The 13,577-nt window shown below is 70.6% G+C and carries 11 protein-coding genes; 10 read left to right on the top strand and 1 reads right to left on the bottom strand.

Translation table 11 applies throughout. The annotated features are described in order from the left end of the window. The first annotated feature begins 57 nt into the window (after nt 1-57). The 8 genes from EGT67_RS01600 (at nt 58) to EGT67_RS01565 (ending at nt 10,962) form a co-directional block, all read left to right on the top strand. Nucleotides 58-591 (top strand): glutathione peroxidase, encoded by a 534-nt coding sequence (locus EGT67_RS01600; protein ID WP_127914282.1) that lies wholly within the window; start codon nt 58-60, stop codon nt 589-591. Nucleotides 592-712: 121 nt separating this feature from the next. Beyond that, complete coding sequence (ftsY, locus tag EGT67_RS01595; protein ID WP_127914281.1) at nt 713-2,278, top strand: signal recognition particle-docking protein FtsY; 1,566 nt, start codon at nt 713-715, stop codon at nt 2,276-2,278. A gap of 231 nt (nt 2,279-2,509) precedes the next feature. Next, nucleotides 2,510-3,883, top strand: coding sequence for an ammonium transporter (locus EGT67_RS01590; RefSeq protein ID WP_127914280.1), 1,374 nt, complete (start codon nt 2,510-2,512; stop codon nt 3,881-3,883). 4 nt (nt 3,884-3,887) lie between these two features. Then, complete coding sequence (locus tag EGT67_RS01585) at nt 3,888-4,226, top strand: P-II family nitrogen regulator (protein WP_005512103.1); 339 nt, start codon at nt 3,888-3,890, stop codon at nt 4,224-4,226. Then, the gene (locus EGT67_RS01580; protein ID WP_127914279.1) at nt 4,216-6,756 is read left to right on the top strand and encodes a [protein-PII] uridylyltransferase; all 2,541 of its coding nucleotides are present in this window, start codon (nt 4,216-4,218) and stop codon (nt 6,754-6,756) included. Before EGT67_RS01585 ends, EGT67_RS01580 begins: the two co-directional genes overlap by 11 nt. A gap of 177 nt (nt 6,757-6,933) precedes the next feature. Further along, nucleotides 6,934-8,517, top strand: coding sequence for a signal recognition particle protein (ffh, locus tag EGT67_RS01575; RefSeq protein ID WP_127914278.1), 1,584 nt, complete (start codon nt 6,934-6,936; stop codon nt 8,515-8,517). A gap of 6 nt (nt 8,518-8,523) precedes the next feature. Further along, complete coding sequence (locus EGT67_RS01570; protein WP_127914277.1) at nt 8,524-9,618, top strand: amidohydrolase family protein; 1,095 nt, start codon at nt 8,524-8,526, stop codon at nt 9,616-9,618. 123 nt (nt 9,619-9,741) lie between these two features. After that, entirely contained in the window at nt 9,742-10,962 is a 1,221-nt protein-coding gene (locus tag EGT67_RS01565; RefSeq protein WP_206612256.1) for a winged helix DNA-binding domain-containing protein, read from the top strand. 4 nt (nt 10,963-10,966) lie between these two features. Here the strand turns inward: EGT67_RS01565 and EGT67_RS01560 are convergent, their stop codons facing one another. Beyond that, nucleotides 10,967-11,956 (bottom strand): ester cyclase, encoded by a 990-nt coding sequence (locus EGT67_RS01560; protein ID WP_206612255.1) that lies wholly within the window; start codon nt 11,954-11,956, stop codon nt 10,967-10,969. Between the two features lie 200 nt (nt 11,957-12,156). On the opposite strand from EGT67_RS01560, the gene EGT67_RS01555 reads away from it, so the two are divergent. Beyond that, nucleotides 12,157-12,480: a DUF6412 domain-containing protein gene (locus EGT67_RS01555; protein ID WP_127914276.1), complete on the top strand. Its 324-nt coding sequence runs from the start codon at nt 12,157-12,159 to the stop codon at nt 12,478-12,480. A gap of 125 nt (nt 12,481-12,605) precedes the next feature. Continuing rightward, a complete protein-coding gene (gene yidC / locus EGT67_RS01550; RefSeq protein ID WP_127914724.1) occupies nt 12,606-13,565 on the top strand; it encodes a membrane protein insertase YidC in 960 nt (319 codons plus the stop codon). Nucleotides 13,566-13,577 lie beyond the last annotated feature (12 nt).

Genomic DNA, 13,577 nt, shown 5'->3' with positions numbered 1-13,577 from the left:
CCGTCACCCACGTGCGTGCACCCCGCACGACCCCACCCGAACTACATGGGAGAACCGATGAACGCCCACAACTTCCCCGTCCAGACCGCCGATGGGGCCACCGAGGACCTGAGCGCCCACAAGGGCAAGCTGCTGCTGATCGTCAACGTGGCGAGCAAGTGCGGACTCACGCCGCAGTACGAGGGCCTCGAGGCGCTGCACCGCGCCAACCAGGACAAGGGCCTGCAGATCGTCGGCTTCCCGTGCAACCAGTTCGGCGACCAGGAACCCGGCGACGACGCCGAGATCCAGCAGTTCTGCAGCGTCAACTACAACGTCACCTTCCCGGTGTACGCCAAGCTCGAGGTCAACGGCGAGGGTGCCCACCCGCTGTTCCAGTACCTGCGTGCGGCCGCCCCCGGCGACTTCGGCCCCGATCACGGCTTCCTCTTCGAGCACGTCAGCAAGACCCGCCCCGAGGCGATCGGCACCGACGAGGTGAAGTGGAACTTCACGAAGTTCCTCGTCGACCGTGACGGCGAGGTCGTTCGCCGCTTCGAACCGACCGTCACCCCCGAGCAGATCGCCGAGGAGATCGCCGAACTGCTGTAGTACCGAGACTGCCCGCGGCACCGGGGATCGAAGCCCCGAGTGCCGCGGGCAGATCGTCGACGCGTTCCGGCGGACTTGCCCGGAGACGTCACGGCGCCGGGCAGCCTGACAGGATGTTGGGGTGACTACCGGAGCCTGGATAGCAATAGCGGCCGTACTGGCCGTCCTCGTCGTGGCGCTCGTCGTCGGCCTGACCATCGCCCGGCGCCGCCGCATCAGCCTCACCGCGGCGCCCGAGAAGCCCGAGCTGACCGAGAAGCCGAAGGACCGTTCGGGCGGATACCAAGCCGGTGGCGGCTTCAACTTCAGTCAGGGGCCGACGGCCACCGCACCGCCCAAGGTGCCCCCGGCCGCGCCCAAGACGCCCCCGGCCCCCCCGGCCCCGCCGGCCCCGCCGGTTCCCCCGGTTCCTCCGGTCGCGCCGGAACCCGCTCCCGAGGCGAAGCCTGCGGTCGCTCCCGAGCCGGTTGTCGAGGAGCCGAAGCCGGTCGCGGAGCCCGAGGCGCCTGTCGCCGACACCGCGGCGCCTGTCGCCGACACCGCGGCACCCGTTGCCGAGCCCGAGGCGCCCGTCGCCGAGCCCGAGGCGCCCGTCGCCCCGGTCGAGCCCACGACTGCACCCGAGCCCGTCGTCGAGGAGCCGGCGGCCGTCGAACCCGCAGCCCCCGTCGCGGAGCCGGAGCCGGTCGCCCCGGCGGCACCCGTCGCAGAGCCGGTCGCCCCGGCCGAGCCGGAGGTGGCACCCGCCCCGGCCATCGAGGAGATCGCACCGACCGCGGGCCGGCTGGATCGCCTGCGTGGCCGGCTGTCGCGGTCGCAGAACGCGGTGGGCAAGAGCCTGCTGGGCCTGCTCGGCGGCGGCGACCTCGACGAGGATTCGTGGGAGGAGGTCGAGGACACGCTGCTGATCGCCGACCTCGGCACCGCCACCACCACCAAGGTCGTCGAGCGCCTGCGCGCCGAGATGGCCTCGCGTGGCGTGCGCACCGAGGCCGAGGCCCGCGCGCTGCTGCGTGAGGTCCTCATCGACGAGCTGCACCCCGAGATGGATCGCTCCATCCACGCGCTGCCGCACGGCGACCACCCGGCCGTGCTGCTGGTCGTCGGCGTCAACGGCACCGGCAAGACCACCACGACCGGCAAGCTCGCCCGCGTCCTCGTCGCCGACGGCCGCCGCGTCCTGCTCGGTGCCGCCGACACGTTCCGTGCCGCCGCCGCCGACCAGCTGCAGACGTGGGCCGAGCGGGTGGGCGCGGAGGTTGTCCGCGGCAAGGAGGGCGGCGACCCGGCCGCGATCGCGTTCGACTCCGTCGCCAAGGGCATCGAGGACGGTGTCGACGTCGTCGTCATCGACACCGCCGGACGTCTGCACACCAAGACCGGCCTGATGGACGAGCTCGGCAAGGTCAAGCGCGTGGTCGAGAAGAAGGCCGTCGTCGACGACGTCCTGCTGGTCCTCGACGCCACCGTCGGACAGAACGGCCTCATGCAGGCACGCGTGTTCGCCGAGGTCGTCGACATCACCGGCGTCGCGCTCACCAAGCTGGACGGCACCGCCAAGGGCGGCATCGTCTTCCAGGTCCAGAACGAGCTGGGCGTGCCCGTCAAGCTCGTCGGCCTCGGCGAGGGCGCCGACGACCTGGCCCCCTTCGAGCCGGAGGCATTCGTCGACGCGCTGCTCGGCTGACGATCCGTTCGATACGCCTCCGACACCGCTGCCCGGTCCCGTGTTTCGGGGCCGGGCAGCGGCGTTTGTGCTCGTTTCGGGTGCTTCGGCCGGATTCGACGGCGCCCCGAAACCCGACTGCAACACAACCGGCCGATCCGTTCACGTAGCCGAAACTCGCCGAAACCACGGATGAAACACCACGTGAGCACTCTTCTCTTCAGAACGACAACACTGACGAGGAGGCTCACCGTGGACTTTCCCACTATCGGAGCCCCGGATGCCGGGGACACCGCGTGGATGCTTACGAGCGCCGCGCTGGTGCTCCTGATGACTCCGGGCGTCGCGTTCTTCTACGGCGGCATGGTCCGCGCGAAGAGCGTGCTGAACATGATCATGATGAGCGTCGGCGCGATGGGCGTCGTCGGCGTGCTCTGGGTGCTGTTCGGCTACTCCATGGCTTTCGGTAACGACAAGGGCGGAGTCGTCGGGGATCCGACCGAGTTCTTCGGACTCAAGGGCTTGTTCGGCGGTCAGTACCTCGCCGACGCCGAAACCGGCGCGGGCGCGGCCATCCCGCTGGTCGGGACGATCCCGGCGCTCGTGTTCGTCGCCTTCCAGGCGATGTTCGCGATCATCACCGTCGCGCTGATCTCGGGCGCGGTGGCCGACCGCATGAAGTTCGGTGCGTGGCTGCTGTTCGCCGGCCTGTGGGCGACGGTCGTGTACTTCCCGGTCGCGCACTGGGTGTTCTCCTTCGACGGCGTCACCGCCGAGACCGGCGGCTGGATCGCCAACAAGCTGAAGGTCATCGACTTCGCAGGCGGCACCGCGGTGCACATCAACGCCGGTGTCGCGGGCCTGGTGCTCGCGCTGATGATCGGCAAGCGCCGTGGCTGGCCGATGACACCGTTCCGGCCGCACAACCTGCCGTTCGTGATGCTCGGTGCCGCGCTGCTGTGGTTCGGCTGGTTCGGTTTCAACGCCGGCTCGGCGCTCGGCGCGAACGGGGTTGCGGGCGCGGCCTTCCTCACCACCGTCGTCGCCACCTGCGCCGCGATGCTCGCCTGGCTGCTCGTGGAGAAGATCCGCGACGGTCACGCCACCACCCTCGGCGGTGCGTCCGGCATCGTCGCGGGCCTGGTCGCCATCACCCCGGCCTGCTCGTCGGTCGACGTGGTCGGTGCGATCGTGGTCGGTGTCGTCGCCGGTGCGCTGTGCGCCCTCGCGGTCGGCCTCAAGTACCGCTTCGGCTACGACGACTCGCTCGACGTGGTCGGCGTCCACCTCGTCGGTGGTCTCGTCGGCACCCTGCTGGTCGGCCTGGTCGCCACCGAGGCCGCACCGGCCGGTGTGAACGGGCTGTTCTACGGCGGCGGACTCGACCAGTTGTGGCGTCAGGCGGTCGGCGCGGGCGCCGTGCTCATCTACTCCTTCATCGCTACGGGCGTCATCGCGCTTATCGTGAAGGTCACGATCGGACTGCGGGTACGTGCAGAGGCCGAGGCTCGCGGTGTGGACGAGAGCGAACACGCCGAGAGCGCCTACGACTTCGTCGCGCTCGCGGGTAGCCCGGTCCAGGGACGCACGCCGGCGCCCACCACCGTTGCTGTCAGGGAGGCATGAGGACATGAAGCTGATCACCGCAATCGTCAAGCCGTTCACTCTCGAGGACGTCAAGACCGGACTCGAACAGGCCGGCGTACTCGGCATGACGGTCAGCGAGGTCCAGGGGTACGGACGGCAGAAGGGGCACACCGAGGTGTACCGCGGTGCCGAGTACTCGGTCGACTTCGTCCCCAAGGTCCGCGTCGAGGTCGTCGTCGAGGACTCGGTCGTCGACAAGGTTGTCGAGGTCATCGTCGAGGCCGCCCGCACCGGAAAGATCGGTGACGGAAAGGTCTGGGTCACACCGGTCGAATCGGTCGTCAGGGTTCGCACCGGGGAACGAGGTGGCGATGCGATCTGACCCCCAGGGGTCCGGATTCGACGGCCCTGATCCTGTCGCCCTCACGGCGGCCGGGTCGGGGCCGTCCGGGTCTGACGGACCCGACAAGACCCTCCCCGGTGATGCGCGCGACCTCGCGCGGGCCCGCGAACAGTTGCTGGCGGGAGGGTCCCGGCAGCACCGCCTCGATGCGCCGTCGCTGCGGCACGCATTGGTCGATCTGCACGAATTCTGGCTCACCACAAAGGGAAACGAACTCGGCATCCGGCCGGACTCCGGCTTCGCGATCGTCGCGGTGGGCGGTCTCGGCCGCCGCGAGATGATGCCGTACTCGGACCTGGATCTGATCCTGCTGCACGACGACGTCGACCCTGCGCGCGTCTCCCAGGTGGCCGATCAGCTGTGGTATCCGTTGTGGGACGCGCACATCAAGCTCGACCACAGCGTGCGGACCGTGCCGCAGGCGCTCCAGGTGGCGGCGACCGACCTGACCGCGACGCTCGGCATGCTCGAGGCCCGGCACATCGTCGGCGACGTCGAGTTGAGCCACCTGCTGATCGGCGGTGTGCGCCGGCAGTGGCGCACCGGAATCCGTTCGCGCTTCGACGAACTCGTCGAGCAGGCGCAGGCGCGCTGGACCCGGTCCGGTCAGATCGCGCACCGCGCCGAACCGGACATCAAGAACGGCCGCGGCGGCCTGCGCGACGTCCAACTCCTCAACGCGCTGTCCATCGCACAGCTCACCGACGGGATGCCGGGCCTCGGACCGGAGACCCCCGGTGGCGGCCTGGCGCTCGCGCACCGTCGGCTGCTCGACGTCCGCACCGAACTGCACCGGGCGGCGGGCCGCTCCCGGGATCAGCTGCGCGCCCAGGACGCCGACGAGATCGGTGCTGCGCTGCGGATCGGCGACCGGTTCGACCTGGCCCGCATGCTCAGTGACTGCGCCCGGACGATCGGCTACTCCGTCGACGTGGGGCTGCGGACCGCGAACAACTCCCTGCCGCGGCGAGGCCTGTCGAAGCTGCGCCGGGTGCCGATGCGCCGGCCGATCGACGAGGGGGTCGTCGAGCAGTCGGGCGAACTGGTGCTCGCCCGCGACGCGCGCCCGAAGCGGGACCCGGGGCTGGTGGTGCGGGTCGCGGCCGCGTCCGCGGCGACCGGGCTGCCGATCTCGGCGTCGACGCTGGGCCGGCTGTCCGACAGCGCCCCCGAGCTGCGGGAGCCGTGGCCCAAGGGCGCGCTGAGCGACTTCCTGGTGCTGCTGGGCTCCGGACACCGGGCGGTCCCGACGATCGAGGCGCTCGACCGCACGGGCCTGTGGGGGCGGCTGCTCCCCGAATGGGGTGCTGTGCGGGACCTGCCGCCGCGCGACGCCGTGCACACGTGGACCGTCGACCGGCACCTCGTCGAGACGGTGGCGCAGGCCGGGGCCCTGACCACCCGCGTCGCGCGCCCCGACCTGCTGATGCTGGGCGCGCTCCTGCACGACATCGGCAAGGGTCGCGGCGGCGACCACAGCGAGGTCGGTGCCGAGCTGGCCGCGCAGATCGGGGCGCGGCTGGGGCTGTGGCCGTCCGACATCGCGCTGCTGACCGGGATGGTGCGCCACCACCTGCTGCTGCAGCAGACGGCGACCCGACGGGACCTCGACGATCCCACCACCGTGCAGATGGTGGTGGACCGGCTCGACGGCGACCCGGTGCTGCTGGAGCTGCTGCACGTGCTCGCCGAGGCGGACTCGCTCGCCACGGGTCCGGGCGTGTGGGGCGACTGGAAGTCGTCGCTCATCGGCGAGCTGGTGCGCCGGTGCCGGCTCACGATGGCGGGGGAGCCGCTGCCGGTGCCCGACCCGATCGACCCCGAACTCGCCGACCTGGCGGCCGCGGGCGGCGTGCACGTCGCCCTCGTTCCGGGGGGCTCCGCCCACACCTACGTCGTGACGGTCGTCGCGCCCGACACGCCCGGACTGCTGTCGCACGAGGCGGGGGTGCTGGCGCTCAACTCGCTGCGGGTGCTGTCGGCGTCGCTGGGTCACCACAGCGGGGCGGCGATCAACTCGTTCGTGGTGGCCCCGCGGTTCGGCAGCCCGCCCCAGGCCGGGCTGCTGCGCCAGGAACTCATCCGGGCCGTTGGCGGCGAGGTCGACGTGCTCGACCAACTCGACGCCAAGGAGCGGGAGGCGCGCGAGCAGCAGGCGCTCGAGGACCGCACGGCGGCCGCCGTGCCCGTCCAGTACGCGCAGGCGCCGCCGCGCGTGATCTGGTTCGACGCCGACAGCGGTGCGACCGAACCGGGCCAGGCGATCGTCGAGGTGCGTGCCGAGGACCGGGTGGGCCTGCTCAGCCGCCTGGCGCGGGTGTTCGAGCGGCACGGTGCGGATGTGCGCTGGGCGAAGGTGAGCACGCTCGGCTCGTCGGTGGTGGACGCGTTCTGCATCCAGTTGGCCGACGCCGACACCCGCGCACAGCGCGTTCGCCTCGAGCGCGCGATCCTCGCGGTCGTGCCGGCGCCGGAGCCGAAGAAGAAGGAGGAGCCGGCGTCGGAGTGACGCGCGGCGGGCGGTTACTGCAGTCGGCTCTCGGGCGATGCCGCAGTAACCGCCCGTTCGACGTTCGCGGGGCATGCCCAGGGTTGCCGCGTGGCCGCACCGGTTCGAGCGGTTACCCTGGTCGGAGAATATTCACGGCCCGCAGCCAGACCGACACAGAGCTCAGGAGCGCATTCGGTGTTCGAATCCCTTTCCGACCGGTTGACCGGAGCCCTCAAGGATCTGCGTGGCAAGGGTCGACTCTCCGGAGCCGACATCGACGCCACGTGCCGCGAGATCCGTCTCGCGCTCCTGGAGGCCGACGTCGCGCTCCCCGTGGTCCGCACCTTCATCGCGAAGATCAAGGAGCGTGCGAAGGGTGCCGAGGTCTCGGCCGCCCTCAACCCGGCGCAGCAGGTCGTCAAGATCGTCAACGAGGAGCTCGTCGGCATCCTCGGTGGTGAGACCCGCCGCCTGCAGTTCGCGAAGACCCCGCCGACCGTGATCATGCTGGCCGGTCTGCAGGGCTCCGGTAAGACCACCCTCGCCGGCAAGCTCGCCAAGTGGCTCAAGGACCAGGGCCACACGCCGCTGCTCGTGGCGTGTGACCTCCAGCGTCCCGGCGCCGTCAGCCAGCTGCAGATCGTCGGTGAGCGCGCGGGCGCGGCCGTCTTCGCGCCGCACCCCGGCACCTCCGTCGGCGGCGGCGAGAACCCGCTCGGCATCTCGGCCGCTGACCCCGTCGAGGTCGCGCGCGCCGGCGTCGAGGAGGCCCGCACCAAGCAGTACGACGTGGTCATCGTCGACACCGCCGGCCGCCTCGGCATCGACGAGGAGCTGATGGCGCAGGCCGCGGGCATCCGCGACGCCGTCCAGCCCGACGAGACGATCTTCGTGCTCGACGCCATGATCGGCCAGGACGCGGTGCACACCGCGGAGGCGTTCAAGTCGGGCGTCGGGTTCACCGGTGTCGTGCTCACCAAGCTCGACGGCGACGCCCGCGGTGGTGCCGCGCTGAGCGTCCGTGAGATCACCGGCGAGCCGATCCTGTTCGCGTCGACCGGTGAGAAGCTCGAGGACTTCGACGTCTTCCACCCCGACCGCATGTCCAGCCGCATCCTCGGCATGGGTGACGTGCTCACGCTGATCGAGCAGGCCGAGCAGGTGTTCGACGCCCAGCAGGCCGAGGCCACGGCGGCGAAGATCGGCTCGGGCGAGCTGACCCTCGAGGACTTCCTCGAGCAGATGATGGCCGTGCGCAAGATGGGCCCGATCGGCAACCTGCTCGGCATGCTGCCGGGCGCCGGTCAGATGAAGGACGCGCTCGCCAACGTCGACGAGAAGCAGCTCGACCGCATCCAGGCGATCATCCGCGGCATGACGCCGGCGGAGCGCGAGAACCCGAAGATCATCAACGCGTCGCGCCGCCTGCGCATCGCGAACGGTTCGGGCGTCAAGGTCTCCGACGTCAACCAGCTCGTCGACCGCTTCTTCGAGGCCCGCAAGATGATGGCCGCGATGGCCGGACGCATGGGCATGCCCGGCGCCCGCAAGCAGATCCGCGGCAAGAAGGGCAAGAAGGGCAAGAAGGGCGGCAAGGGCCCGACGCAGCCGAAGATCAAGGGCGGTTTCCCTGGTGGTATGCCGGGCGGCTTCCCCGGCATGCCGGGCGGGATGCCCGCAGGCTTCCCGGACCTGTCGAGCATGCCCAAGGGTCTCGACCAGCTGCCTCCGGGACTCGAGGGCATCGACCTGTCGCAGCTCAAGCTCCCCAAGAAGTAGGCCGGGGTGACGTCCTTCCACCTGCGGGGCATCGGCCTGCCCGACGAGCAGCCGTTCGAGCTGTGGGTCGCGGACGGGAAGATCACCGACGAGCCGGTTCCGGGTGCGCAGACGCTGTGCACCGAGGGCTGGATCCTGCCCGGACTCGTCGATGCGCACTGCCACATCGGGATTCGCTACGGCGGCGGCGCGGAGGACCTGGACGGGGCGCTGGCGCAGGCCCGGATCGAGCGTGATGCCGGCGTGCTGCTGGTGCGGGACGCCGGGTCTCCGGTCGACACCCGCTCGCTCGACGACGTCGCGGGGCTGCCGCGGATCATCCGCGCCGGACGGCACATCGCCGCGCCCAAGCGCTACATCCGCGGCCTGCCCGTCGACCTCGAGGACGAGTCGCAGTTGCCCGACGAGGTGGTGCGGCAGGCGCGGGCCGGCGACGGCTGGGTGAAGCTGGTGGGGGACTGGATCGACCGCGAGGTCGGCGATCTGGCGCCGCTGTGGAGCGACGGCATCCTCGTCGAAGCGATCGAGGCGGCGCACCGCGAGGGTGCCCGCGTCACCGCGCACGTGTTCGGCGAGGACGCGCTGCCCGGTCTGATCGCCGCCGGCATCGACTGCATCGAGCACGGCACCGGGTTGACCGACACCACGATCGCGATGATGGCCGAGCGCGGCACCGCGCTGGTGCCGACGCTGATCAACATCGACAACTTCCCGGAGATCGCCGACGGGGCGACGCGGTTCCCGGTGTACGCCGCGCACATGCGGGATCTGTACGCGCGGGTGAACGACACCATCGGCGCCGCTCGCGACGCGGGGATCCCGATCTACGCGGGCACCGACGCCGGCGGGCACGTCCGGCACGGCCGGATCGCCGACGAGGTCGCCTCGCTCGGCAAGGTCGGCATGACGCCCACCGAGGCCCTCGGCGCCGCGTGCTGGAACGCGCAGACCTGGCTCGGCGGCGGGGGACTGGCAGCGGGTGCTCCCGCGGATCTCATTGTGTACGAGCAGGATCCGCGCACCGGACCGGACGTGCTGTCGCGGCCGTCGCTGGTTCTGGTGGGCGGAGAGGTCGTCACGGCGCGCGGTTCGTTCGCCTGATCTCGCGCCCCCGGCGTCGCACACCCCTTGCCGGGTTCACACACCGTTTTCATATGCAAACGGTGTGTGACGCCGACGGAAGGTGTGTGATGTGAGTCGGGGAAGGTCGACGGGAGGTGAGCGGTGGCGCCTCGTCAGGGCGGCGGTGCCGCCGCCACCGTGCGGACCGACGACGTCGTCGCGTTCCGGCTGCATGCGCACCACCTGACCACCCGACAACCGCTCGACCACCTGCACCGGGTGGTGGGGGCGTGCGGCGTTCAGAACAGCCCACCCGGGTCGGCACTGCTCGCGCTGCACGCCCGGGTCGAGGGCGTGGCGCGGGATCTCGTCGACCGCCTGGTTGCCGAGGCCCGCAGCCTGCTGCAGTCCTGGTCCATGCGCGGTGCCCCGTTCTACTTCCCGACCGCGGACGCCCAGGTCTTCACCATGGGCGTTCTGCCGGCCACCGAGAAGGCGCGGCTGCACCTGATCGTCGGCGTCGAGCAGGCGCTCGACACGCTCGGGATGGGGTTGGACGAGACGGTCGACCTCATCGCCGACGAGATCGAGAACGTGCTGTCCGGAAAGCAACTGGCGATCGACGAGCTCGGCGCGGAGCTGGCGGAGCGCATCGCGCCAACGCTGCCGCCGGCCCGCCGTGAGAAGTGGCTGGCGGACGGACCTTACGGCACGCACCTGCCGCTGGGGCAGGCCGTCGTGCACTTCTGCATCCGGATACTGACGCTGCGCGGAATCGTCTGTCTCGCCCCGCGCAGTGGGAACAAGGCACCGTTCGTCCTGGTCAACGAGTGGTTGGGCCGGCCACTACCCCGGGTCGAGGCCACCACTGCCCGAGCCGAACTGGTCCGCCGCTACCTGCGCTGCTACGGCCCGTCCACCCGCAAGGACTTCGCCGCCTGGATCGGCGTGCGCGCCGGCGACGCCGCACCGTGGTGGGCGACGGTCGAGGACGAGCTCACACCCGTCGACGTCGACGGCCGCCCGGCGTGGATCCTAGCCGGCGACCTGGATGCCCTGCGGTCGGTGCAGCGGGCGCGCGGGGTGCGACTGCTGCCGCCGCGCGACCCCTACCTGCAGCTGCGCGATCGGGAATCCATCGTCGACAAGAAGCACCATGCCCAGGTGTGGAAGACGGTCGGCGGACCCGGCGCGGTGCTGGCCGACGGCAGGATCGCCGGAACGTGGCGCCCCCGCAAGGCCGGCCGCCGACTGACGCTGACACTCGAGACATTCGAGCCGCCGAGCAAAACGCTCCGCGAGCAGTTGCGTGCGGAGGCCGAAGCCGTGGCCGGGTTGCGCGGGGCGTCGACGGTGCAGGTCGAGTTCGACGGCGGTCGTTGACGATTCAGCCGAGCTGCTCCATCAGTGACAGCCGATTCGCCACGCCCCAGTGCTCGACGATCCTGCCGTCGCGAACCCGCATCGCGTCGACGGTCTCGAACTGCACCGCACGCCCGGTGGGGGCGATCCCCATGAACGCGCCCCGGTGCGTGCCGTGGTACGTCTTGTAGGTCGTCACCAGGTCGCCGTCCACCGACTGCCAGTGGATGTCGGCGTGGAAGTCCGGGAACGCGGCCCGCAGCGACTGGTAGAGCAGTCTGGTCCCGGCCTTGTCCGGGCTGGTCCCCGGCTGCGGGGTGTGGTCGACGTAGTCGTCGGCGAACAGCTCGTCGAACACCGCGAAGTCGCCGCCGCCCTGCACCTGCTCGGCGTTCCGGCGCACCACGGCCTTCGCGGCCTCGCCGTCGGTGGTCGAGGGGGCGCGCCGGATGGTCACGGCGGCAACGGGGCCGGCCGCGTGTCGCCCGTTCGACGACGACGCCCGGCGCGCGATGCTCGCGGCGAGCAGCGGGGTCTCGCGCCGGTTGTGATCGTTGCACGCGGTGTGGCACGCCGCCGCGGCGTCCTCGAAGGTGATGCCGTGGCGGTCGAGGAACGCGAAGTACTCGCCGGTGGGCGCGACGACGATCCGATCGGTGACGATGCACCGGCCGTCGTCGGTGGGCTCGGCGCGCAGTTCCCAGGTCACCTCGAGAGTCGTCCGCCCCTCGGCGGCGACGGCGTCCGACTTCGAGACCATCCGGCACCGGCGCGGCTCGCTGACCTCGCCGACGAATCGGTGGATCAGGACGGAGCCGCCGAGCGTCTCCACACCGATCCACAGCGGGTGTCCGCCGGCGTCGGTGCCGACGCCGGCCGTGATGTGGTCCGGGGGACAGCACCGCCGGTACTCCGCCTCCGAGAGCGAGAACAGCCACTCGCCGATGTCGACCCTGTCCACGGACACGTCGACGACGTGGGTGTAGGTCGAGTCCGAGAGAACACGTGTGGACACCGTCGTCCCCCTGTCTGCGGCGGAACCGGGACACTCGAACGCTAGCCGGACGAATGGGTGCGTCGTCCGCGAGTCGCGGGAATGGTTGCAGCATCGACACCGGGCGGGCAGACCCGCGCAGGTCCTGTCGGTGTCTCGCGCGAAGCGGCTGCACGGCCCGTATCGGCGCCATCTGCCGGCGTCTCGGTACGCTGCTTGTCATGGCACGGATCCGGTCGATACTCACGCGGAAGCTGAACCTCGTTCAGCTCACGTGGGTCGCCGTGCTGACATTGGTGATGGCGACGACGTCCGCCGGCGACGGCCCGGCCGCGATCGCCGGCACCGCCGTCGCGATCGCGGTGATCTTGGCTGTCGGCGGGCGCGGGTCGCTGTCTCAGCTGCACCTGCTGACGGCACCTGCTGTCGGACCTCCCCACGAGGAGCGGCACCTGCGCGGCGCGTTCCGCCGGCAGAGCGCCCCGAACACCCCCGGCCGTCCTCGCCAGCCCCGAGCACCCGGGCAGGTGCTGACCGCCGCATAGCTCCTCGCTGTGCGGTGCGCCCGTCACCCCTGTCCACCTGCGCCGTGTCGCTCCGACCATCTACGGCGCACTCACCCATCCGCACGATGTCCCGTTGCGTCGCGTCGTGCGGCGAAGAGGTGCTCATGCTCGACTTCATCTACTACCCCGTGTCCGGGATCCTGTGGTTCTGGCACAAAGCGTTCGGCTCGATACTCGGTCCGGACAGCGGCTTCGCCTGGGCGCTGGCGGTGGTGTTCCTGGTGTTCACCCTGCGTTTGCTGCTGCTCGGGCCTGCGATCCGGCAGATACGCACGAGCCTCCAGATGCGGGAACTGCAACCGCAGATCAAGGCCCTGCAGAAGAAGTACGCCGACGACCGCCAGCGCATGGCGCTGGAGATGCAGAAACTCCAGAAGGAACACGGCTTCAATCCCTTGATGGGCTGCCTGCCGGTGCTGGTCCAGACGCCGGTGTTCATCGCGCTGCTGCACGTCCTGCGCTCGTTCAACCGCACCGGGACCGGTGCGGGCCAACTCGGAATGACCGCGGAAGCCAACGCGCACACCGCGAACTACGTCTTCAGCGCGACCGATGTGCAGTCGTTCCTCAGCGCGCGATTGTTCGGTGCGCCGATCTCGGCGGCGATCACCACACCGGAGAGCACACTGGCGTCGTTCGCGGCCCACGGAGGTGTCCCGACCGTCGCCACGATCGCGGCCGTGGCGATTCCCCTGATGGTGATCGCCGCGGTCGCCACGCACTTCAACGCACGAGCGTCGGTCGCGCGGCAGAGCACGGAAGCGGCAGCGGGCCCCCAGGCGGCGATGATGAACAAGCTCATGCTGTGGGTCTTCCCGCTCGGAGTTCTCGTCGGTGGACCGTTCCTGATGATCGCGATCCTGCTGTACTGGGTGAGCAACAACGTCTGGACGTACGTGCAGCAGCACATCGTGTTCGCCCGTATCGACCGGGAAGTAGCCGCCAAGCAGCGGGAACTCGCGCAACAGCGGCAAGTCCACGCGCCCAAACCCGGTGCCCGGCCCACGGGGAACCGGAAGACGCCGCCGCGGAAACAGAACCGCAAGACGGCGAACCGGCGCTGACCGCCCGTCGCG

This window comes from Prescottella agglutinans (genome assembly GCF_004011865.1).
GTDB lineage: Bacteria > Actinomycetota > Actinomycetes > Mycobacteriales > Mycobacteriaceae > Prescottella > Prescottella agglutinans.
The sequence above is the reverse complement of the archived record's forward strand: the minus strand, read 5'-3'. Positions and strand labels throughout refer to the sequence as shown.

Coding starts and splice junctions, on each gene's coding strand:
- EGT67_RS01555 (WP_127914276.1), top strand. CDS start 12,157: ATGGCACGGATCCGGTCGATACTCACGCGGAAGCTGAACCTCGTTCAG.
- EGT67_RS01585 (WP_005512103.1), top strand. CDS start 3,888: ATGAAGCTGATCACCGCAATCGTCAAGCCGTTCACTCTCGAGGACGTC.
- EGT67_RS01580 (WP_127914279.1), top strand. CDS start 4,216: ATGCGATCTGACCCCCAGGGGTCCGGATTCGACGGCCCTGATCCTGTC.
- yidC (WP_127914724.1), top strand. CDS start 12,606: ATGCTCGACTTCATCTACTACCCCGTGTCCGGGATCCTGTGGTTCTGG.
- EGT67_RS01600 (WP_127914282.1), top strand. CDS start 58: ATGAACGCCCACAACTTCCCCGTCCAGACCGCCGATGGGGCCACCGAG.